This window comes from Neotabrizicola paludis (genome assembly GCF_044142105.1).
Lineage (GTDB): Bacteria > Pseudomonadota > Alphaproteobacteria > Rhodobacterales > Rhodobacteraceae > Pseudogemmobacter.
In genome coordinates this window covers 323,971-342,866 of record NZ_JBGTYM010000001.1, presented here as the reverse complement: position 1 = coordinate 342,866, position 18,896 = coordinate 323,971, and the positions used below count along the sequence as shown (strand labels likewise).

Genomic DNA, 18,896 nt, shown 5'->3' with positions numbered 1-18,896 from the left:
GTCCCTTAGCCTTTCATCACATTCACGTCCTCGACGTCGATCGTTCCGCGGTTGCGGAAGAAGACGACAAGGATCGCCAGGCCGATCGCGGCCTCGGCCGCGGCCACCGTCAGCACGAAGAGGGTGAAGACCTGCCCCACCAGATCGCCCGAATAGGACGAGAAGGCGACGAGGTTCAGGTTCACGGCCAGAAGCATCAACTCGATCGACATCAGGATGACGATCACGTTCTTCCGGTTCAGGAAGATCCCGAAAATGCCGATGACGAACAGCGCCGCCGCCACCGTCAGGTAATGTTCAAGTCCGATCATCGTTCAGTCCCTCGTGGCCTGCTGGCCTTTTCGTTTCTCGGTGGGGTGGAACCCCACCCTACCCATTTCATTTGGGCGGATCGTCCACAACGGTTACACCAACCAAATCCCGCAGTGCCTTGATGTTCTTCGGATCTGCCCAGAACTCTTGGCGTGCTTTTTCTTCTGCTAGCTGTTCAGCAGTCTTGTCTGGCCAGGACCGAGCGACCTTCGGGTAGAACTTCCTGCACTGCTTTGCAGTGTCCTTGTCGTCAGAATAAATCTGGATCAACCGAGGTTTGTAACCTCTGTCGCTGACCATTTTCCAAAGTCCGTTGACGTCGGACAGGCCCCTTTGCTTTCGGAACGTCTCAACATCCTCTTGAAGCAGCTTTTTTTCCATGAAGTCTGCGTATTGATCGACCGTAACTGCTCGGCCGTTCGCGCAGCGAACCAGCGCCAATCCGTACCCGAACGAGCCCGTGTCGGTGGATGTGGTGGTAGAAAAGCTGATCAAGCCATCACCTTCATCGAGAACCGGCAGCGAAGTTGTACAGCCGTAGTCGCAGCGGAATTCCGAGCCGGGCTCCACGCAGGCCGCCACCCCAAGTACAACAAAACAAAGAAGAATTCGAGGCTTGAATGTCGCTGCGATCAGCGACAACATTTTCCTCCGACCCAAGCTGAAGCACGAAGAACTCGTCATGGCCCATCACAGCCCCTGCCCCGGTTTCACGTCCTTCAGCTCCATCGCCTTGGCCGGGTCGCGCCACATCTGGGCCAGCACGTTCTGGCGCTTGATGTCCTTGCGGTGGCGCAGCGTCAGCAGGATCGCCCCGATCATGGCGACCAGCAGGATCATGCCCGCGGCCTGGAACAGATAGATGTACTTGTCATAAAGCAGCAGGCCCAGTGCACGGGCATTGTCAGTGCCTTCCGGCAGCGGCGCCGCATGCAGCGCGCTAGCGCCCTCGGCCGTGGTCCAGGCGCCAAGGCCCATCGAGATCTGCATGATCAGCACCACGCCGATCAACAGGCCCAGCGGCATGGCGCGGGCCATCTCGCCCTTCAGCGCGGCGAAATCGACGTCCAGCATCATCACGACGAACAGGAACAGCACCGCCACCGCGCCGACATAGACGATCATCAGCAGCATGGCGACGAATTCCGCCCCCATCAGCACCATCAGCCCCGAGGCCGACAGGAAGGTGAGGATCAGCCACAGGACCGAATGAACCGGGTTACGGGCGACCGTGACCATGAGCCCCGCGACGACCGCGATCACTGCGAAGAGGTAAAAGGTGTAATCGGCGACCGTCATGGGGTTCCATCCTTCTTTTCGGCAAAGACGGCCTGTGCGGCCTCCAGCGCCTTCTGCATGGCGGGCAGGCCGCCGAACATGCTCATCTGCCAGATCACCTCGGCGATCTCGCGTTCCGTGGCCCCGGCTTCCAGCGCATGGCGCACGGTCAGTTTCAGCTGCGGCTCGGCCTGGGCACCCAGCACCGTCAGCGCCGCGATGGTGACCAGAAGCCGTGTCTTGGAATCCAGCCCTTCGCGGTTGAAGGTCTTGCCGAACCACATTTCCATCATATTGGCGGGCATGGTCGGGAAGATCTTGTCAAAGCCCCCGACCTGCAGGTTTTCCAGCGCCGGGTTGAAGGCGCGCATCATCTCCTGACCGCTTTCCATCATCTGCTGGATCATCTTGGCATAGGCCTCGGTCATTGCCCCGGCCCCTTCGTGCAAAGGAAGTAATTCACATTGGCCCAATCCATGGTCGAGGTGGTCATCACCCCGGGATTGGTCGGCGTCTGTTCGCCGCCCATGACATAATCGGGCGAGGTCAGAAGCCGCACCTGGCCACCCGCCACCCAACCCTCGGGACAGGCGGCGCTGCCTTTGACCAGGATCACCGCATCCGCGCCCAGATCGCCCGCGCCCGCGCTGCCCTGCGGCCCGGGTTCGCCCTGCGGGCCCGCCGGGCCGACGGCGCCCTGCGGCCCCGGCTCGCCCTGCGGCCCGCCCGGACCCGAAGGCCCTGCCGGACCCTGTGTCCCTTCCGGCCCTGCCGGACCCGAGGGCCCGGCCGGCCCTGCATCCCCGCGCGGACCGATGGCCCCCTGCACACCCGCCGGACCTTCCGGCCCTCCCGGACCAGGCGCACCCGAAGAAAGGCCGGTCAGCAGCCCGATGCCCAGCACCGCGGCCCCTGCCACCCCTCCGAAAAGCGCGCTTTCGATCCGGCTCATGCCCCGTCCTCAGCGATAGGGAGCGTCAAGCTCAAGGTTGCGGGCGATCTCGGCCTCCCAGCGGGCGCCGTTCGCCAAGAGCTTCTCCTTGGTGTAGAACAGCTCTTCGCGGGTCTCGGTCGAGAATTCGAAATTCGGCCCTTCGACAATCGCATCCACCGGGCAGGCTTCCTGGCAGAAGCCGCAATAGATGCATTTCGTCATGTCGATGTCATAGCGCCTGGTGCGGCGGCTGCCATCCTCGCGTGGCTCGGCATCGATGGTGATCGCCTGGGCCGGACAGATCGCCTCGCAGAGCTTGCAGGCAATGCAGCGTTCCTCGCCATTGGGATAGCGGCGCAGCGCGTGCTCGCCCCGGAAGCGAGGGCTGAGCGGCCCCTTTTCATGCGGATAATTCAGCGTCGGCTTCGGCGCGAAGAAGTATTTCATGCCCAGGGCGAAGCCCTTGATGAAATCCACCATCAGGAAATAGCGCGTGGCGCGGGTCCAGTCGATATTTGCCATTTGCCTCAGCCTCCGATGGCCCAGCGGGCCCAGAAGCCGCCGAGAACTTCAAATTTCGCCAGGAACGCCACGATCACCACCCAGCCCAGCGACAGGGGCAGGAAGACCTTCCAGCCGATCCGCATCAGCTGGTCATAGCGGTAGCGCGGCACGATGGCCTTCACCATGGCGAACATGAAGAACCAGGCCCACATCTTGGCCACCATCCACCACCAGCCATCGGCGATGCCCGGAATGGGCGACAGCCAGCCGCCGAAGAAGAAGACTGACAGCAGCGCGCACATCAGGAAGATGGCGATATATTCGCCCGCCATGAACAGCAGGTACGGGGTCGAGGAATATTCCACCATGAAGCCCGCGACCAGTTCCGATTCCGCTTCGGGCAGGTCGAAGGGCGGGCGGTTGGTTTCCGCAAGCGCCGAGATGAAGAACATCACCAGGACCGGGAAATGCGGCAGCCAATACCAGCCCAGGATGCCATAGCCGGTATCCTGCGCGGCGACGATGGCCGACAGGTTCATCGATCCGGTCGAGATGATCAGACCGATGATGATCAGCCCCAGCGAGACCTCGTAGGAAATCATCTGCGCGGCGGACCGCAGCCCGCCCAGGAAGGCATATTTCGAGTTCGAGCCCCAGCCGCCCATGATCACGCCATAGACCTCGAGCGAGGAGACGGCGAAGACGAACAGGATCGCGACGTTGATATCGGCCAGCACCCAGCCTTCGTCGAAGGGGATCACCGCAAAGGCCAGAAGCGCCAGCACGAAGGACAGAAGTGGCGCCAGGAAATAGACCGCCCGGTCCACGCCCGCGGGCACGACGATTTCCTTGACGACATATTTCAGCGCGTCGGCGAAGGTCTGCAGCAGGCCCCAGGGACCAACCACGTTCGGCCCGCGCCGCATCTGCACCGCCGCCCAGATCTTGCGGTCGCCATAGACCATGAAGATCAGCGACCCCATGACGAAGGCGACCACCGCAAGGCTTTGCAGGATCAAGAGGACCGCCGTCCCGAAGGTTGTGTCGAAAAATCCGTCCATCTGCCGTCCCTTAAACCGTCGGTATGCCCAACTCGCCGCAGTTACGCACCGTCACTTCGGCGTCAATCGTTCTTGTCCCCCGTGGCAGGGCCGCCGAGATCAGATAGACCGCGTCGCCCTTCCACAGATCGCCTGACTTGCCCACCTGCGTCCGCACATGACGCGCGAACCCGAACCCCCGGATCAGCGCATATTGGGCGGCCGCGCAACGGCCATAGTCCTCGACATCCGCCTCACTCCGCGCGCCCGTCATGGCCACGCGGAAATTCACCATCTCGCCGTCCAAGAGGATCGTCTCGATCCCTTTGTATTCGACGCGTTGCGGACCTGTAGTCCGCTCCTCGCCCCCGGCGCAAGCCCCGACCGTCGCCACGATCGCAATCGCCTGTGCAAGGACCAGGCCCTGACGCATCCCGGTTACTCGGCCGCCATTTTCGGCGCGACTCGCGCCTTGGCCATGGCGGAAAGCTCCGCCATCACGGCGCTGGCACGCGCCACCGGGTTGGTCAGGTAGAAGTCCTTGATCGCGTTGCGGAAGTTTGCCTTGCCCGGCGCCCGCACCTCAAGCGCCGTCCAGGCGTTCTCTGCCACTTCGTCAATCCGCGCCAGATGCGGATGCGCCGCCACCAGCGCCGCCCGCAGCCCGGCCAGGCTGTCCCAGGGCAGCTGCGCGCCCAGTTCCGCCGACAGGGCCCGCAGGATCGCCCAGTTCTCCTTGGCCTCACCCGGCGCGAAACCAGCGCGGAAGGCCAGCTGGGGCCGCCCCTCGGTGTTGACGAACAGGCCGTTCTCCTCGGTCCAGGCGGCGCCCGGCAGGATCACATCGGCGCGGTTCGCGCCACGATCGCCATGGCTGCCCTGATAGATCACGAAGGGACCGGCGGCGATTTCCACCTCGTCCGCGCCCAGATTGTAGATCACCTCGGCCCCTTCGGTCGCCGCCGCAAGGCCGCCCTCGGTCACCGCGCCCACATCCATCGCACCCACCCGGCTGGCCGCCGTGTGCAGGACCAGAATCTTTGCTTCCTGCGCCTCGGCAATCGCCATGGCATGGGCCAGAACCGCCTCGCCATCGGCCTCGTTCAACGCACCCTGCCCCACGATCACCACGCCCGGACCCTTGCCCTTCTCGCGACGGGCCAGGTCCAGATGCTGGACCAGCGCGGCCCGGTCAGTACCGAAGTGATGATAGTCATAGGTCAGATCGGCGGCCTCGCCGATCAGCCCGACCACGGCACCATTGGCCCAGGCCTTGCGGATGCGCGCGTTCAGCACCGGGCTTTCAAGCCGCGGATTGGTGCCGATCAGGAGAACGCCCTTGGCAGCGTCGATATCTTCAATCTTGGCAGTGCCAACATAGCCCGAACGATTGCCGACGGGCAGCCGCGCGCCATCGGTGCGGCACTCGACCTTGCCGCCCAGAGCTTCGACCAATTGCTTCAGGCTGTAGACCGCCTCGACCGGGGCCAGATCGCCGACCAGACCGACCACCTTCTTGCCCTTTATCGCGGCAGCCGCCTTCTCCAGCGCCTCGCCCCAGCTCGCCTTCCGCAGCCTGCCGTTCTCACGCACATAGGGCGTGTCCAGCCGCTGGCGGCGCAGACCGTCCCAGATGAAGCGGCTCTTGTCGGAAATCCATTCCTCGTTCACGCCGTCATGGTTGCGCGGCAGGATGCGCATGACTTCGCGGCCCTTGGTGTCGATGCGGATGTTCGACCCCAGCGCATCCATCACGTCGACGGATTCCGTCTTGGTCAATTCCCAGGGCCGGGCGGTGAAGGCATAGGGCTTCGAGGTCAGCGCGCCGACTGGGCACAGGTCGATGATATTGCCCTGCAGGTTCGAATTCAGCGTCTCGTTCAGATAGGAGGTGATCTCGCTATCCTCGCCGCGCCCGGTCTGGCCCATCTGGGTGATACCGGCAACCTCGGTGGTGAAGCGGACGCAGCGGGTGCAGGAGATGCAGCGCGTCATCTTGGTCTCGACCAGCGGGCCGAGGTTCAGGTCTTCGCTCGCGCGCTTCGGCTCGCGGTAGCGGCTGAAATCGACGCCGTAAGCCATGGCCTGATCCTGCAGGTCGCATTCGCCGCCCTGGTCGCAGATCGGGCAGTCGAGCGGATGGTTGATCAGCAGGAATTCCATCACGCCCTCGCGGGCCTTCTTGACCATCGGGCTGGTGGTTTTGACCACCGGCGCCTCGCCATTCGGGCCGGGGCGCAGGTCGCGCACCTGCATCGCGCAGCTTGCGGCGGGCTTGGGCGGGCCGCCCACCACCTCAACCAGACACATCCGGCAATTGCCGGCGATCGACAGCCGCTCATGGTAGCAGAAGCGCGGAATCTCGATCCCGGCAACTTCGGCCGCCTGGATGATGGTCATCGCGCCATCGACCTCGACCTCGATGCCGTCGATATTGATCTTCTTGAGGTTCGACATCCCGCTACTCCGCCGCGTGTCTGGCGCAACCATGGTCTCTCCACAGCCGCGCCTCTTTCAGATACGACCAGCCGAAGGCCCGGTCGCTGTCTCCGTTGGCCTGCAGATGCGCAAGCCGCTCCAAAGCCTCGTCCAATGTCGGCCTGTGCCCGGCGGGCACCCACCACATGACGAAATGCATGCGTCCCAGAACCTCGAACCATTCCGCCCGCCGCTCATAGAACGCGCGATGCACGGTGTTCCAGACGAAATGCTCCAGCGTCTCGACGCTTTCCCAGACCGTCAGGTTCGTCACGAACTGCGGATCGCCCTCGATCTTCGCCTCGGTATTGCCCGTGCCCGGTTCGCCCGAGCCTTCCATCATCCAGACGAAACCCGGCATGCGCTTGCCCAAGCCGTTGACCCGGTCCAGCGCGGCCATGAACTCGGCCACGCGCGGGTCGTCCGTGGGCGCCAGCAGGCGGCCCACGTTCAACTCGGCCAGATGCATACCGGCTGGCGTCATTTGCTGCTCCGCAACAGGCTGCCGACCAGCGTGCCCTTGGCGATCTCGGCCTCGCCCACCGCGCAATAGCTTTGCGGGTCGCCCTCGACCGCGCCTGCGGCCTTGAGATAGGCGTCAGCCTCGGCCTTGAGGCGGTTCTTCTCGGTCCGGCTTTTCAGGAAAGCTTCGACCTCGTCGCGCTTGTAGCCCTTGTCCAGCGCGTATTGCTTGAGATCCTCGACCTTCGACCAGACCACGAACATGCGGGCCGAGATGGTCGGGCAGGTCTTGCGGATCACGTCGCCGATGCGGCCGGCGCGCAGGCTGTCATTGATGTGCTTTTCCTGGTTCAGCGGCTCCATCGCCAGGGCGGGCGCGGCAAGACCGGCCGAAAGGGCCAGGGTCAGAAGAAGTCGTTTCATGGCAGAAGCTCCGTGTGCTGCTCTGCCCGCAGACACCGGGGCTGCCCCCCGCGCGCCCGGGCCGGGGCATTCTGCCAAAAGCGCAAGCCCATGGGAAAGCACGACCCCGTGCTGTTGCGAAGCGCCGCGCAGGCTGAAATCTTTCGTGAAAGCCGTCATGCGCAGGCCCCCCGGAACAGCCAGGCGCCCGCCGCCTGGTAGCCGCCGATGGCGGTTTCCTGAAAACGCCCGCCTGCCGCAAGGCAACCCTCACGCGCCGCCTTCTTGGCCAGCGCGCCCTCGTCGAAGGCCATTCGCCCTGCCGCCCGCGTCACCGCCACGGCCTGGCCCGCCACGGGCTTTGCCCCCGCCGCTGTCAGCATCAGCCCCGGCGCATCCGGCACCACGCGGGCGAGGAACGCCTCGGTCCCGACCATGACCTGGTGATCGCCCGACCGTGCCTGTCCGTCCCGCGACGCAACCGAAGGCGCCACGCAGGCCGCGAGCGCCAACGCCGATGCAACAGGGGCCAGACGCACGGGCACGGTCATTTACAGCCCCCCGCCACGGTCCAGCTGCCATCCGCCGCCAGCATCGGCGGCAATCCGTCGTCAAAGCTCAGCCCGACCTCGTGGCACGCGTCGCGGCCCAGTTCAGCCACGACATAGCCCTGATCGGCCATGCTTTCCCCATCCGTGCGGCGCAGCCGCAGATCGGCGGGGGCATTGTCCTTCTGGCTGACTTCGGCGGTATAATCCGTCCCGGCAACCGCCAGCGGCACCGCCACATAGCCCGGATCCACCGCCTCGGCTTCGCCCGCCCCTTCCGTCTTGACAGGCTCGCCCTCGGCCCGGGCGGGCAAACCGCCGGGCATCAGGAAAGCCGCAAGAAGAAGGGCACGCAGCATCACTCGGCCGCCACAGCCGAGATACGGCCGGTGCGCTTGGCCTTGATCCGGTCCTCGATCTCGTCGCGGAAGGCCCGGATCAGGCCCTGGATCGGCCAGGCCGCCGCATCGCCAAGGGCGCAGATCGTATGGCCCTCGACCTGCTTGGTCACCGACAGAAGCATGTCGATTTCCTCGACCTCGGCCTCGCCCTTCACCAGCCGGTCCATGACCCGCATCATCCAGCCCGTGCCTTCGCGGCAGGGCGTGCACTGGCCGCAGGATTCGTGCTTGTAGAATTTCGACAGCCGCCAGATCGCCTTGATCACATCGGTCGACTGATCCATCACGATCACCGCCGCCGTGCCCAGGCCCGAGCGCTGCTCGCGCAGCCAGTCGAAATCCATGATCGCATCGTCGCATTGCGACGCGGTCAAGAGCGGCACCGACGACCCGCCCGGGATCACCGCCTTGAGGTTCTTCCAGCCGCCGCGCACGCCGCCGCAATGCTCTTCAAGCAATTGCTTCAGCGGGATCGACATCGCCTCTTCGACGACGCAGGGCGCATTCACATGGCCCGAAATGCCGAAGAGCTTGGTCCCGGTGTTGTTCGGCCGCCCGAACGAGGCGAACCATTCCGCGCCTCGGCGCAGGATCGTCGGCACGACGGCGATGGACTCGACGTTGTTCACCGTGGTCGGGCAACCATACAGGCCCGAGCCCGCCGGGAAGGGCGGCTTCATCCGCGGCATGCCCTTCTTGCCCTCAAGGCTTTCCAGAAGGGCGGTTTCCTCGCCGCAGATATAGGCGCCCGCGCCGTGATGCAGGTAGCAGTCGAAATCCCAGCCCGACTTGGCGGCATTCTTGCCCAGAAGCCCCGCGTCATAGCATTCGTCGATCGCCGCCTGCAGCGCCTCGCGCTCGCGGATGTATTCGCCGCGCAGATAGATGTAGCAGGTGTTCGCCCCCATCGCGAAACTGGCGATCAGCGCCCCTTCGATCAGCGTATGGGGGTCATGCCGCATGATCTCGCGGTCCTTGCAGGTGCCCGGCTCCGACTCGTCGGCATTGATCACCAGATAGGACGGGCGGCCATCCGATTGCTTGGGCATGAAGGACCATTTCAGCCCAGTCGGGAAGCCCGCGCCGCCGCGCCCGCGCAGACCCGAGGCCTTGACCTGCTCGATGATCGTGTCGCGGCCGCGCTGGATGATCTCGGCTGTGCCATCCCAATGGCCGCGCTTCATAGCGCCTTTCAGGCTGCGGTCATGCATCCCGTAAAGATTGGTGAAGATCCGGTCCTGATCCTTGAGCATCTTACTTCCTTATCCCCGGCGCGCGCGCCAGATCTGGTAGGTCACGACCAGCGCCCAGAAGAACGCGGCCAGGGCGGCGAAGTCGAAGAGGAAGGCATAGCGGGTATCCCACCCGAAATGCCCGCCCAGCCATTGCGCGCCCATCCAGCCCAGCATGGTCACGGCGATGACGATGGCGACAAGGCGTGCCTGCCCTGCCCATCTGTCCTTCTCCGGCCCCTGCCCTTGCGGCTTGCGCATCTTCGACTTCACCTCAGTAGTCATTGGTCTTGGCGCGTTCGCGGAACGCCTCAAGCCCGTCCGTCACGATGATCTTCGCCTGCGCGACCCAGCGGTCGCGGGCGATGCGGCCCTTGAAACGGGCCATCTCCCCGTCGATCCAGGCCACGTCCTGGTCGGTCCATTCGGCAATCTGGTCGAAATGCCAGACGCCCATGCCGTTGATCTGCGCTTCCAGCGCCGGGCCGATGCCCTCGATTTCCTTGAGATCGTCAGCCTTGCCACCACGCGGCGCGGCAAGCTTGGACGGGCCGTCATAGGGCTTTGCCTTGGCCACCTTGGGCTTGGGCGCGGCTTTCGCCTTTGCCGGCGCGGCCACCTTGGGCTTGACTGCCGCCTTGGCCCGCGATGCGGCTGCGGGTTTCGGCGCAGGGGCCGCCGCGTCCAAGGGCGCGCTGATGGCCACAGGCTCCGCAGCCCGTTCTGGCACAGGCGCAGGTTCTGGCACAGGCTCTGGCGCGGGGGGCACAGGCGCGGCCGCCGTCGTCATCTCGGGCGGGGCGGGCGGGTTCGGCGTCGAGAAAGGCATGGCGGGGGCAACGGACGGGGCAGCTTCCGGCTGGTCAGGCGCGGATGCGCCCGCGAATTCCACCGGTTCCCGGCCAGCGAAGACCACGGCCAGCAGCAGGACGATCACCGCCACCACGATCCCGATCAGCACCGCAAGCCAGAAACCGTGATGCAGGGCCAGTTTGGCCAGAACAAAGGCAAGCAGACCGCAGACTGCGGCCCAGACATAGCGGCTGTTCGAGGACTTGGCTGCGGTCATTCGCGCTTACTCCCTTCCCTGATCCGTTAGCCTTCCCTTACGCCTCGCCGCGACCGATCCGCTCGGCCTCGGCAATCGAACCGCCCGCCGCCAGATGTTTCGCCTGCGCAACCCAGCGATCGCGGCTCACGCGGCCCTTGAACCCCTCAAGATTCTCATCGACCCAGGCCACTTCCGCGGGCGTCCAGGCGGCGATCTGGTCAAAATGGTAAAAGCCCAGCCGGTTGCACAAAGCCTCGAGCTTGGGGCCGATGCCCCAGATCAGCTTAAGGTCATCGGCCTTGCCGCCGCGCGCCGCCGCCAGGGCGGCAGGCTTCTGGCCAGCCTCGACGGGCGCAGCCGCCGGAACCGCTGCCTTGGCTTTTGCCGTCGTCGCGGGCGTGATCGGCGTGCCTGCGGCAGTCGCCGCCTTGCCCTTGGGCGCCGGAGCCTTGGCTTCGGGCGTCGCGGCGGGCGTCGCCTCGGGGGCATTGCCATCGGTCTCGGGCTTGCCCGTCGATTTCGCCGGGGCCTCCTGGACGGTCACGCCCGTCTCATCCGCCTTGGCCCGTTTGCCGGGCGTCGGCTCGGCCCCGGGGGCCGCCGCCTTCTTCGCCGCTTCCGGCTTGCCCAGCCAGGGCGTCGAAAGCGGCACCTCGGTCCCGTCGATCCGCTTGACGCTGTCGCCGATATCCACGGCCAGCTGTGCCGAAGCGTTGTATTGCTTGCGACCCGACTCGAATTCCTTGAGCGAGGTCAGCCCGGTCAGCGGCTCGGCGGCATAGCGGCCATTCTGTGGCCCCGGCACCGGCACTTCGCCCGTCGAGAAGCGCCCGATCAATTCGCGCAGCTTCTCGGCGGTCAGGTCTTCGTAATAATCCTTGCCGATCTGGGCCATGGGCGCATTGGCGCAGGCGCCCATGCATTCCACCTCTTCCCAGCTGAACTTGCCATCGGCCGACAGCGTATGCGGCGTCTTGGAGACCAGTTCCTTGCAGACGGCGATCAGGTCCTCGGCGCCGCAGATCATGCAGGACGTCGTGCCGCAGATCTGGATATGCGCGACCGTGCCAACGGGTTGAAGCTGGAACATGAAGTAGAAGGTCGCCACTTCCAGCACGCGGATATAGGCCATGCCCAGCATCTGCGCGACATGCTCGATGGCGGGGCGCGACAGCCAGCCTTCCTGCTCCTGCGCCCGCCACAGAAGCGGGATCACCGCGCTGGCCTGACGGCCCTCGGGATATTTGGTGATCTGGCCCTTGGCCCAGGCGAGGTTCGCGGGCGTGAAGGCAAAGCTTTCGGGTTGGACCGGGTGAAGACGGCGCAGCATTACAGTTTTTGTCCTTCAGCACATGTCAAGGAGAAGGTGTCGGCATTCTGGGCAGCTATGCTCGCAGAAATCTGCCTCTCGTTCGCGACCATAACGGTCTGCATCGACGAAAAGCACTTCTCCAGACCCTCTTTCGGGAAGTCTGTCAGTCCCAGTTCGATATAGGCCACGATCCGCCGGCCAGACATCGAGATCGGCACATCCCTGGTCCTGGCATAGGTGCCCAGAGAAAAGAGTTTGCCGAAGCCGGTGGCCGGCTTCTTGGTCGTCCGCTCAACCTGCAGCGCGCATACGACGTGATCGGCATTGCGAACGTCCAACTCCGTGCCCAGCGCCGCTTTCGGGAAAGCGCACGTCAACTCGGAATAGATCAGGCTCTCATCGGCCCAAGCGCCCGTGGCAAAGCCCACGGTCGCCGCGCAAAGAGCGGGCGAAGCTTTCACCGATCTACCTCCCCGAACACGATGTCCATCGTGCCGATGATGGCGGACACATCGGCCAGCTGGTGGCCCTTGCAGATGTAGTCCATGGATTGCAGGTGCAGGAAGCCCGGGGCGCGGATCTTGGCGCGGTAGGGCTTGTTGCTGCCATCGGCGACCAGATAGACGCCGAATTCCCCCTTCGGGGCCTCGACCGCGGCATAGACCTCACCGGCCGGCACGTGGAAGCCTTCGGTGTACAGCTTGAAGTGATGGATCAGCGCTTCCATCGAGGTCTTCATCTCGCCCCGCGGCGGCGGCGTGATCTTGCCCCGCGCCAGGATATCGCCCTGCCCTTCGGGCGCGCGCAGCTTGGCCAGCGCCTGTTTGATGATCCGGGTCGACTCGCGCATCTCGGCCATGCGGCAGAGATAGCGGTCATAGCAGTCACCGTTCTTGCCGACCGGGATCTTGAAGTCGAACTCGTCATAGCATTCATAGGGCTGCGCCCGGCGCAGGTCCCAGGCCAGGCCCGATCCGCGCACCATGACACCGGAATAGCCCCAGTCCTGAATGTCCTTCTCGGTCACGATGCCGATATCGGCATTGCGCTGCTTGAAGATGCGGTTCTCGGTCAGAAGCCCGTCGATATCGTCCAGCACCTTGGGGAAATGATCCGCCCAGGCGTCGATATCATCCAGAAGCGCCGGCGTCAGATCCTGATGCACGCCGCCGGGTCGGAAATAGGCGGCATGCAGCCGCGCCCCACAGGCCCGCTCGTAGAAGATCATCAGCTTCTCGCGTTCCTCAAAGCCCCAGAGCGGCGGCGTCAGCGCCCCCACGTCCATGGCCTGGGTCGTCACGTTGAGCAGATGGTTCAGAACCCGGCCGATTTCCGAATACAGAACGCGGATCAGGCTGGCCCGGCGTGGCACCTTGACCCCGGTCAGCCGCTCGATCGCCAGGCACCAGGCATGTTCCTGGTTCATCGGCGCCACATAGTCCAGCCGATCAAAATACGGCAGGTTCTGCAGATAGGTGCGGCTTTCCATCAGCTTCTCGGTGCCGCGATGCAGCAGGCCGATATGCGGATCGCAGCGTTCCACGATCTCGCCATCCAGCTCCAGCACCAGACGCAAGACGCCATGCGCCGCCGGGTGCTGCGGCCCGAAGTTGATGTTGAAATTGCGGATGCGCTGTTCGCTCGTCTCGATGTCCATCGAGCCGTCGTCATAGGTGTTGCGCCGGATATCCCCGTCCATCGGTCAGTTCCCTCCTTCGGGACTGGAGGCGTATTGCGCCATGAACTCGGCCTCGGTCATGGTGGTGGTCGCCCCCGCCAGCGCATAGCTGCCGGGCTTGCAATCGATGAAAAGCTCATGGGTGACCGGATAGCGGCCCGGATCGGCAAAGGCCTGCACCGAGGCAAAGGCCATCTTGCCATCGCGCGACAGCCAGGCCAGCGACGAGCCGCAGCGCGAACAGAAGGCGCGCTCGCCCCATTCGCTCGACTGGTAGCGGCTCACCGGCGCATCCGCGGCAAACTCAAGACTGCCCGAGCAGTCGGTGACGATGAACATCCCGCCCGAGAATTTGCGGCACATGCTGCAATGGCAGACGCCCGCCGCCGCTTCCGCGACATCCGCGGTGAAGGTCGAGGCGCCGCACAGGCAGGTTCCGGTCTCCTGCGCCATCACTTCGCCGCCTTCTGATCGCCGGGCAGAATGTATTCCGCCCCTTCCCAGGGGGACATGAAGTCGAACTGCCGGTATTCCTGGACCAGTTTCACCGGCTCATAGACCACGCGCTTCTGCGCCTCGTCATAGCGAACCTCGACATAGCCCGTCGTCGGGAAATCCTTCCGCAGCGGATGGCCGCGGAACCCGTAATCGGTCAACAGGCGCCGCAGGTCCGGGTGGCCCGAGAACAGGATGCCGAACATGTCGAAGACTTCGCGCTCGAACCAGTTCGCGCTGGGATGCAGCGGAATGATCGAGGGCACCATCTCATCTTCGCGCACCGCCACTTTCACGCGGATGCGCTGGTTCCGGTACATCGACAGGAAGTGATAAACCACGTCAAAGCGCGCTGCGCGCTCCGGGCGATCGATCGCGGTGATATCGACCAGCGACGAGAACCGGCAGGCCGTGTCGTCGCGCAGAAATTCGATCAAGCCTTCCAGCTCCGACCGTGCCGTGGTCACGGTCAGCTCGCCGAAGGCGACCTCAGAGGACAGCACGGCATCGGGGCGCTTCAGCGCGATCAGGCCTGCAAGTTCATTCAGGGCTTCGCTCATCGCCTTACCTCACCAAAGTGCCGGTGCGGCGGATCTTCCGCTGCAATTGCAGGATGCCGTAAAGCAGCGCCTCGGCCGTGGGCGGGCAGCCCGGCACATAGACGTCGATCGGCACCACGCGGTCGCAGCCGCGCACCACCGAATAGCTGTAATGGTAATAGCCGCCGCCATTGGCGCAGGATCCCATCGAGATCACATAGCGCGGCTCGGGCATCTGGTCATAGACCTTGCGCAAGGCCGGGGCCATCTTGTTGGTCAAAGTGCCCGCGACGATCATCAGGTCCGACTGGCGCGGCGAGGCGCGCGGCGCGGTGCCGAAGCGTTCCAGATCATAGCGCGGCATGGCGACATGCATCATCTCGACGGCGCAGCAGGCCAGGCCGAAGGTCATCCAGTGCAAGGACCCGATCCGCGCCCAGTTGATGATGTCCTCGGTCGAGGTCAGCAGAAAACCCTTGTCCTGCAACTCGCGGTTCAGGGCCTGGACCGCAACCTCATGGTCGCCGCCCGCATGGTTCGCGGAAGTGCTCACTCCCATTCCAGGGCCCCTTTCTTCCATTCATAGGCGAAGCCCACCGTCAGCACGGCCAGGAACACCATCATCGACCAGAAGGCCACCATCGAGATCTCGCCAAAGGCGACCGCCCAGGGGAAAAGGAAGGCCACTTCCAGATCGAAGATGATGAACAGGATCGAGACGAGGTAGAAGCGCACGTCGAACTTCATCCGCGCATCGTCAAAGGCGTTGAACCCGCACTCATAGGCGCTGACCTTTTCGGGGTCGGGATTGCGCACCGCGATCAGCGCGGCGGCAAGGATCAAGACAAGACCCAGGCCCACCGCAATCGCAAGAAGAATGAGGATGGGCAGATACTCTCGGAGAAGCGCGTCCACGAGATGCTCCTTCAGCTGGCGACAGCGAGCTGCGGGCCCGACAAGGCCCGCTATGTACTCTGGTTTCGTTTAGCGCGCGCCCCGGTCGGGGTCAACGCAGCCCGAGGGCTTTTCGCGGCATCGCGGCAACGGAATTCGCGGCAACCGCGCAGGTTTCCGTCCCGCGCCTGGGGCGCATGCCGTGGTCCGGGGCAAATGCGGCAGGCGCGACTCGGCAGGCCGGGAAAACCGCACCTTGACCGGCGGGCCGCAACCGCATTGCCTTGGCGCATCGAAGATGTACCGAGATCGCCATGTCCAAGCTTCCCGCCCTGCTCCTGCTCTGCCTCGCCCCCCTGCCTGCCCTGGCGCAGGACTGTCCTGTCGATCCCCAGGCGGTCGAGGCCGCCATTGCCCGGCTCGAGCCACGCTATGGGATGGTCCTGTCGGATATCGGCTGCGACGCCCCCACCGTTCCGGCGCATGTGATGATGTGCGACACCGGTGAAGGGCCGAACCCGCTTTTGTGGCGCATGGGGCGGCTCGACGATCTGGCCTGGGTCTATGCGGTCGAGAATGCCTCCGGGCAGGAGATCGACCTGATGAACCCGCCGCGCGACGACGCCTTCCTTGCCGCCCGCGATGCCTGCACCGATGCCGCCTGCCTGTGCCAGGCGCTGATCGGGCATACCAATGACAGCCTCGGCGGCATGTCGCCCTATCCGCAATAGGTCAAATTCCTACCACAAGGTTAATTCGACCAGCTCAAGCTGTTGAAATCCTTGATACAGGCACCCTGTCCCCGCGTGGGACAGCGGTCAATCCGCCAGCGGCGCCGCTACATTTTCCACCGTCTCGGCCTGGCCCACCGCCAGCACCTCGGCCCGGATGATCCGCGCGATCAGCGCCACATCCTCGGGACTGAAGGTTAGGGGCAGCCGCATGTCGATCAGCCCGGCCAGCACGCGGTCGGTCTGCGGACAGGGCTGCGGCTTGGCATAGGCCCAATGTTCATAGCGGCTGGTGAAGGCAACCGGCTCGGGCGCGCCGAACCATTTCATCTCCACCCCCCGCGCCGCGCAGCGGGCGACCAGCGCATTGACCCGCGCCGCCTCCCAGCCCGGCAGCAGGAATTGGAAGGACGAGCCCATGTAGCGCTCTTCCTCGGGCCGCGGAATCAGCCGCAACCCGGGCGTCGCCGCCAGCCCCGCCTCCATCCCGCGATAGAGGGTCGCCCAGCGGTCGCGCCGCTCGGCCAGCATCCCGATCTGCGGCCGCAGCACCGCCGCGCGCAGATTGTCCATCCGGCCCGATACATTCGGCACCTCAAGCCTCAGCCGCCGGAACACCTCTTCCCCCGGCGCGGCGCGATGCCGACCATAAAGCATGTAGCTGCCCGAGAGCAGGATCATCCGCGCCGCCATTTCGGCATCGTCGGTGACCAGAAGCCCGCCCTCGCCCGAATTCATATGCTTGTAGGTCTGGGTCGAATAGCAGCCGATCAGCCCGTGCCGCCCACTTGGCACGCCCCGCCATTCCGCCCCCATCGTATGGGCGCAATCCTCGATCACCGTCACGCCCAGATCGCCGCAGATCGCCATCAGCCGGTCCATGTCGCAGACATGCCCCCGCATATGCGACAGAAGCAGCAGCCGCGCGCCAGAGGCCTTGGCCTTCAGCACCAGATCGTCCAGATCCAGCACCAGATCCTCGGTCACCTCGACCAGCACCGGATGCCCGCCCGCGGCCGCGATCGCCCCGGGCACCGGCGCAAGGGTGAAGGCGTTGGACAGAACCGGCTCGCCCTGCTGTACCCCGCAGGCCCGCAAGGCGCAGCCCATCGCATAGCCGCCCGAAGCCACAGCCAGGCAATAGCGCGCCCCGGTGAAGGCGGCGAATTCCTCTTCCAGAAGCGCCGCCTCGGCAATCTCGCCCGGCGCGGTGTTGTAGCGGTGCAGCCGCCCATGGCCCATCACGGCCAGCGCCGCCGCGATGCCCGCCTCGGGGATCGGCTCCTGCTGGGTGAAAGCGCCGGTAAAGCGCTCCATCAGTGATCCTCCCGCCGGGTCAGGGCGACGAACATGACCAGCGCCACAAGGATGAACGCGCCCGCCACGAAAAACGCCATGCCCGGCGACTGCCAGTCCCGCCCCTCGGCCATGAAATGCGCGAAGATCTGGCTGAACACGATGGTCCCCGCCAGCATCGCGATATTGGTGATGGCCGAGATGCCGCCCTGCAACTCTCCCTGCGCATCTTCGGGCACTTTCTTCGACATCATCGCCGTCATCATCGGATGAACGAACCCCTCCGGCCCATGCACCAGCATCAGCACGACGACGAAACTCAGCCCCGTCGCAAATCCATAGCCGGTGCAGGCCAGAACCGCACAGACCAGGCCGATCAGTGCGGTCCGATATTCGCCAAACGCAGCGACGAAGCGCCCGGTCAGCCCGCCCTGGAACCCGGCCATGATCAGGCCGAAAATCGCCAGCGTCAGCCCGACCATCCCCTCGGACCAGCCGAACCGCGCGATGCCCCAGAAAGCCCAGATCGCCGGATAGACCGAGGTGGCGAAAAAGAACATGCCCAGCACCAGGCACATCGGCAAGACGCCCGGATAGGTCGCGAAGACGCGGAAGGCGCCGAAGGGATTGGCGCGCCACAGTTCAAAGGGGCGGCGGTTTTCAGGCGCCAGCGTCTCGGGCAGCACGAACCAGCCATAGACGAAATTGATCATCGACACGGCCGCGGCCACATAGAAGGGCACGCGCGGGCCGAACTCTCCCAACAATCCGCCAAGTGCCGGCCCGATCACGAAGCCCAGACCGAAAGCCGCGCCCATCAGGCCGAAGGCCTTGGCCCGTTCCTCGGGTGCCGTCACATCGGCGATGAAGGCATTGGCGATCACCCAGCTTGACCCGCAGACCCCGGCCAGCACCCGCCCCACGAACAGCCATTCCAGATTGGGCGCCAGCGCCGAGAGCAGGAAATCCGCGCCCAGCCCGAAGATCGCCAGCAACAGCAAGGGCCGCCGTCCGAAACGGTCGGCAAGATTGCCCGCCAGTGGCGCACAGAAGAACTGCGCCAGCGAGAAAGCCGCGAACATCCAGCCGCCAATCGCCGCCGCCCGGTCGATACCGACATGGCCGACATCCTCGATCAGCTTGGGCAGGACCGGCATGATGATGCCAAAGCCCACCATGTCCAGAAACACGGTGATAAGGACAAACGTCACCGCATGGCGCGAACGCCCCGCTGGGGTGGGCTGGGCGGAAAGGGGCGCGGGGTCGGAGGTCATGACGGCGCAAGCTATTCTCGGGCGCGAGGGCTGTC

The 18,896-nt window shown here is 64.8% G+C and carries 26 protein-coding genes; 1 reads left to right on the top strand and 25 read right to left on the bottom strand.

The window, feature by feature from the left end:
- Positions 1 to 5: 5 nt before the first annotated feature.
- The 23 genes from nuoK to ACED67_RS01595 form a co-directional block, all read right to left on the bottom strand.
- Positions 6 to 311, bottom strand: coding sequence for an NADH-quinone oxidoreductase subunit NuoK (nuoK, locus tag ACED67_RS01705; RefSeq protein ID WP_395539756.1), 306 nt, complete (start codon positions 309 to 311; stop codon positions 6 to 8).
- 67 nt (positions 312 to 378) lie between these two features.
- On the bottom strand, positions 379 to 957 hold the full coding sequence (locus ACED67_RS01700) for a hypothetical protein (protein ID WP_395539754.1): 579 nt from the start codon (positions 955 to 957) through the stop codon (positions 379 to 381).
- A gap of 45 nt (positions 958 to 1,002) precedes the next feature.
- Positions 1,003 to 1,611, bottom strand: a complete 609-nt coding sequence (locus ACED67_RS01695; RefSeq protein ID WP_395539753.1) for an NADH-quinone oxidoreductase subunit J — start codon at positions 1,609 to 1,611, stop codon at positions 1,003 to 1,005.
- A complete protein-coding gene (locus ACED67_RS01690) occupies positions 1,608 to 2,018 on the bottom strand; it encodes a carboxymuconolactone decarboxylase family protein (RefSeq protein WP_395539751.1) in 411 nt (136 codons plus the stop codon). Before ACED67_RS01690 ends, ACED67_RS01695 begins: the two co-directional genes overlap by 4 nt.
- Entirely contained in the window at positions 2,015 to 2,542 is a 528-nt protein-coding gene (locus ACED67_RS01685) for a hypothetical protein (RefSeq protein WP_395539750.1), read from the bottom strand. Before ACED67_RS01685 ends, ACED67_RS01690 begins: the two co-directional genes overlap by 4 nt.
- 9 nt (positions 2,543 to 2,551) lie before the next feature.
- On the bottom strand, positions 2,552 to 3,046 hold the full coding sequence (nuoI, locus tag ACED67_RS01680) for an NADH-quinone oxidoreductase subunit NuoI (RefSeq protein WP_395539748.1): 495 nt from the start codon (positions 3,044 to 3,046) through the stop codon (positions 2,552 to 2,554).
- A 5-nt stretch (positions 3,047 to 3,051) separates the two neighbouring features.
- On the bottom strand, positions 3,052 to 4,089 hold the full coding sequence (gene nuoH / locus ACED67_RS01675; protein ID WP_395539747.1) for an NADH-quinone oxidoreductase subunit NuoH: 1,038 nt from the start codon (positions 4,087 to 4,089) through the stop codon (positions 3,052 to 3,054).
- Positions 4,090 to 4,099: 10 nt separating this feature from the next.
- A complete protein-coding gene (locus ACED67_RS01670; RefSeq protein WP_395539745.1) occupies positions 4,100 to 4,501 on the bottom strand; it encodes a YNQ4 family lipoprotein in 402 nt (133 codons plus the stop codon).
- Positions 4,502 to 4,506: 5 nt separating this feature from the next.
- On the bottom strand, positions 4,507 to 6,525 hold the full coding sequence (nuoG, locus tag ACED67_RS01665; RefSeq protein WP_395539743.1) for an NADH-quinone oxidoreductase subunit NuoG: 2,019 nt from the start codon (positions 6,523 to 6,525) through the stop codon (positions 4,507 to 4,509).
- A 4-nt stretch (positions 6,526 to 6,529) separates the two neighbouring features.
- Positions 6,530 to 7,030, bottom strand: coding sequence for a DUF3291 domain-containing protein (locus ACED67_RS01660; protein WP_395539741.1), 501 nt, complete (start codon positions 7,028 to 7,030; stop codon positions 6,530 to 6,532).
- Positions 7,027 to 7,431 (bottom strand): DUF5333 domain-containing protein, encoded by a 405-nt coding sequence (locus ACED67_RS01655; RefSeq protein WP_395539740.1) that lies wholly within the window; start codon positions 7,429 to 7,431, stop codon positions 7,027 to 7,029. Before ACED67_RS01655 ends, ACED67_RS01660 begins: the two co-directional genes overlap by 4 nt.
- Positions 7,432 to 7,586: 155 nt before the next feature.
- Positions 7,587 to 7,961: a hypothetical protein gene (locus ACED67_RS01650; RefSeq protein ID WP_395539739.1), complete on the bottom strand. Its 375-nt coding sequence runs from the start codon at positions 7,959 to 7,961 to the stop codon at positions 7,587 to 7,589.
- Entirely contained in the window at positions 7,958 to 8,317 is a 360-nt protein-coding gene (locus ACED67_RS01645) for a hypothetical protein (protein ID WP_395539737.1), read from the bottom strand. The genes ACED67_RS01650 and ACED67_RS01645 overlap by 4 nt, the downstream gene beginning before the upstream one ends.
- Entirely contained in the window at positions 8,317 to 9,612 is a 1,296-nt protein-coding gene (nuoF, locus tag ACED67_RS01640; RefSeq protein WP_395539735.1) for an NADH-quinone oxidoreductase subunit NuoF, read from the bottom strand. The genes ACED67_RS01645 and nuoF overlap by 1 nt, the downstream gene beginning before the upstream one ends.
- A gap of 9 nt (positions 9,613 to 9,621) precedes the next feature.
- On the bottom strand, positions 9,622 to 9,852 hold the full coding sequence (locus tag ACED67_RS01635) for a DUF5337 family protein (RefSeq protein ID WP_395540452.1): 231 nt from the start codon (positions 9,850 to 9,852) through the stop codon (positions 9,622 to 9,624).
- 13 nt (positions 9,853 to 9,865) lie between these two features.
- Positions 9,866 to 10,660, bottom strand: a complete 795-nt coding sequence (locus ACED67_RS01630; protein WP_395539734.1) for a helix-hairpin-helix domain-containing protein — start codon at positions 10,658 to 10,660, stop codon at positions 9,866 to 9,868.
- Between the two features lie 37 nt (positions 10,661 to 10,697).
- A complete protein-coding gene (locus ACED67_RS01625) occupies positions 10,698 to 11,972 on the bottom strand; it encodes an NADH-quinone oxidoreductase subunit E (protein WP_395539732.1) in 1,275 nt (424 codons plus the stop codon).
- A complete protein-coding gene (locus ACED67_RS01620; protein WP_395539730.1) occupies positions 11,972 to 12,415 on the bottom strand; it encodes a hypothetical protein in 444 nt (147 codons plus the stop codon). The genes ACED67_RS01625 and ACED67_RS01620 overlap by 1 nt, the downstream gene beginning before the upstream one ends.
- Positions 12,412 to 13,653, bottom strand: a complete 1,242-nt coding sequence (locus ACED67_RS01615; protein WP_395539729.1) for an NADH-quinone oxidoreductase subunit D — start codon at positions 13,651 to 13,653, stop codon at positions 12,412 to 12,414. Before ACED67_RS01615 ends, ACED67_RS01620 begins: the two co-directional genes overlap by 4 nt.
- 3 nt (positions 13,654 to 13,656) lie before the next feature.
- The gene (locus tag ACED67_RS01610) at positions 13,657 to 14,085 is read right to left on the bottom strand and encodes a GFA family protein (protein ID WP_395539728.1); all 429 of its coding nucleotides are present in this window, start codon (positions 14,083 to 14,085) and stop codon (positions 13,657 to 13,659) included.
- A complete protein-coding gene (locus tag ACED67_RS01605; RefSeq protein WP_395539727.1) occupies positions 14,085 to 14,687 on the bottom strand; it encodes an NADH-quinone oxidoreductase subunit C in 603 nt (200 codons plus the stop codon). The genes ACED67_RS01610 and ACED67_RS01605 overlap by 1 nt, the downstream gene beginning before the upstream one ends.
- A 4-nt stretch (positions 14,688 to 14,691) precedes the next feature.
- Entirely contained in the window at positions 14,692 to 15,225 is a 534-nt protein-coding gene (locus ACED67_RS01600; protein ID WP_395539726.1) for a NuoB/complex I 20 kDa subunit family protein, read from the bottom strand.
- A complete protein-coding gene (locus tag ACED67_RS01595) occupies positions 15,216 to 15,581 on the bottom strand; it encodes an NADH-quinone oxidoreductase subunit A (protein WP_395539725.1) in 366 nt (121 codons plus the stop codon). Before ACED67_RS01595 ends, ACED67_RS01600 begins: the two co-directional genes overlap by 10 nt.
- A 293-nt stretch (positions 15,582 to 15,874) precedes the next feature.
- On the opposite strand from ACED67_RS01595, the gene ACED67_RS01590 reads away from it, so the two are divergent.
- Complete coding sequence (locus ACED67_RS01590) at positions 15,875 to 16,291, top strand: hypothetical protein (RefSeq protein ID WP_395539723.1); 417 nt, start codon at positions 15,875 to 15,877, stop codon at positions 16,289 to 16,291.
- 87 nt (positions 16,292 to 16,378) lie between these two features.
- Here the strand turns inward: ACED67_RS01590 and ACED67_RS01585 are convergent, their stop codons facing one another.
- Positions 16,379 to 17,611 carry a DegT/DnrJ/EryC1/StrS family aminotransferase gene (locus ACED67_RS01585; protein ID WP_395540451.1) on the bottom strand — a complete coding sequence of 411 codons (1,233 nt, stop codon included), beginning with the start codon at positions 17,609 to 17,611 and terminating at the stop codon, positions 16,379 to 16,381.
- Positions 17,608 to 18,861 (bottom strand): TCR/Tet family MFS transporter, encoded by a 1,254-nt coding sequence (locus ACED67_RS01580; RefSeq protein WP_395539722.1) that lies wholly within the window; start codon positions 18,859 to 18,861, stop codon positions 17,608 to 17,610. The genes ACED67_RS01585 and ACED67_RS01580 overlap by 4 nt, the downstream gene beginning before the upstream one ends.
- Positions 18,862 to 18,896: the final 35 nt, after the last annotated feature.

Coding starts and splice junctions, on each gene's coding strand:
- ACED67_RS01645 (WP_395539737.1), bottom strand. CDS start 8,317: ATGCTGCGTGCCCTTCTTCTTGCGGCTTTCCTGATGCCCGGCGGTTTG.
- ACED67_RS01615 (WP_395539729.1), bottom strand. CDS start 13,653: ATGGACGGGGATATCCGGCGCAACACCTATGACGACGGCTCGATGGAC.
- ACED67_RS01670 (WP_395539745.1), bottom strand. CDS start 4,501: ATGCGTCAGGGCCTGGTCCTTGCACAGGCGATTGCGATCGTGGCGACG.
- nuoG (WP_395539743.1), bottom strand. CDS start 6,525: ATGTCGAACCTCAAGAAGATCAATATCGACGGCATCGAGGTCGAGGTC.
- nuoH (WP_395539747.1), bottom strand. CDS start 4,089: ATGGACGGATTTTTCGACACAACCTTCGGGACGGCGGTCCTCTTGATC.
- ACED67_RS01600 (WP_395539726.1), bottom strand. CDS start 15,225: ATGGGAGTGAGCACTTCCGCGAACCATGCGGGCGGCGACCATGAGGTT.
- ACED67_RS01625 (WP_395539732.1), bottom strand. CDS start 11,972: ATGCTGCGCCGTCTTCACCCGGTCCAACCCGAAAGCTTTGCCTTCACG.
- ACED67_RS01690 (WP_395539751.1), bottom strand. CDS start 2,018: ATGACCGAGGCCTATGCCAAGATGATCCAGCAGATGATGGAAAGCGGT.
- ACED67_RS01655 (WP_395539740.1), bottom strand. CDS start 7,431: ATGAAACGACTTCTTCTGACCCTGGCCCTTTCGGCCGGTCTTGCCGCG.
- nuoK (WP_395539756.1), bottom strand. CDS start 311: ATGATCGGACTTGAACATTACCTGACGGTGGCGGCGGCGCTGTTCGTC.
- ACED67_RS01605 (WP_395539727.1), bottom strand. CDS start 14,687: ATGAGCGAAGCCCTGAATGAACTTGCAGGCCTGATCGCGCTGAAGCGC.
- ACED67_RS01590 (WP_395539723.1), top strand. CDS start 15,875: ATGTCCAAGCTTCCCGCCCTGCTCCTGCTCTGCCTCGCCCCCCTGCCT.
- ACED67_RS01695 (WP_395539753.1), bottom strand. CDS start 1,611: ATGACGGTCGCCGATTACACCTTTTACCTCTTCGCAGTGATCGCGGTC.
- ACED67_RS01685 (WP_395539750.1), bottom strand. CDS start 2,542: ATGAGCCGGATCGAAAGCGCGCTTTTCGGAGGGGTGGCAGGGGCCGCG.
- ACED67_RS01650 (WP_395539739.1), bottom strand. CDS start 7,961: ATGACCGTGCCCGTGCGTCTGGCCCCTGTTGCATCGGCGTTGGCGCTC.
- ACED67_RS01580 (WP_395539722.1), bottom strand. CDS start 18,861: ATGACCTCCGACCCCGCGCCCCTTTCCGCCCAGCCCACCCCAGCGGGG.
- ACED67_RS01635 (WP_395540452.1), bottom strand. CDS start 9,852: ATGCGCAAGCCGCAAGGGCAGGGGCCGGAGAAGGACAGATGGGCAGGG.
- ACED67_RS01610 (WP_395539728.1), bottom strand. CDS start 14,085: ATGGCGCAGGAGACCGGAACCTGCCTGTGCGGCGCCTCGACCTTCACC.
- ACED67_RS01630 (WP_395539734.1), bottom strand. CDS start 10,660: ATGACCGCAGCCAAGTCCTCGAACAGCCGCTATGTCTGGGCCGCAGTC.
- ACED67_RS01700 (WP_395539754.1), bottom strand. CDS start 957: ATGTTGTCGCTGATCGCAGCGACATTCAAGCCTCGAATTCTTCTTTGT.
- nuoF (WP_395539735.1), bottom strand. CDS start 9,612: ATGCTCAAGGATCAGGACCGGATCTTCACCAATCTTTACGGGATGCAT.
- ACED67_RS01660 (WP_395539741.1), bottom strand. CDS start 7,030: ATGACGCCAGCCGGTATGCATCTGGCCGAGTTGAACGTGGGCCGCCTG.
- nuoI (WP_395539748.1), bottom strand. CDS start 3,046: ATGGCAAATATCGACTGGACCCGCGCCACGCGCTATTTCCTGATGGTG.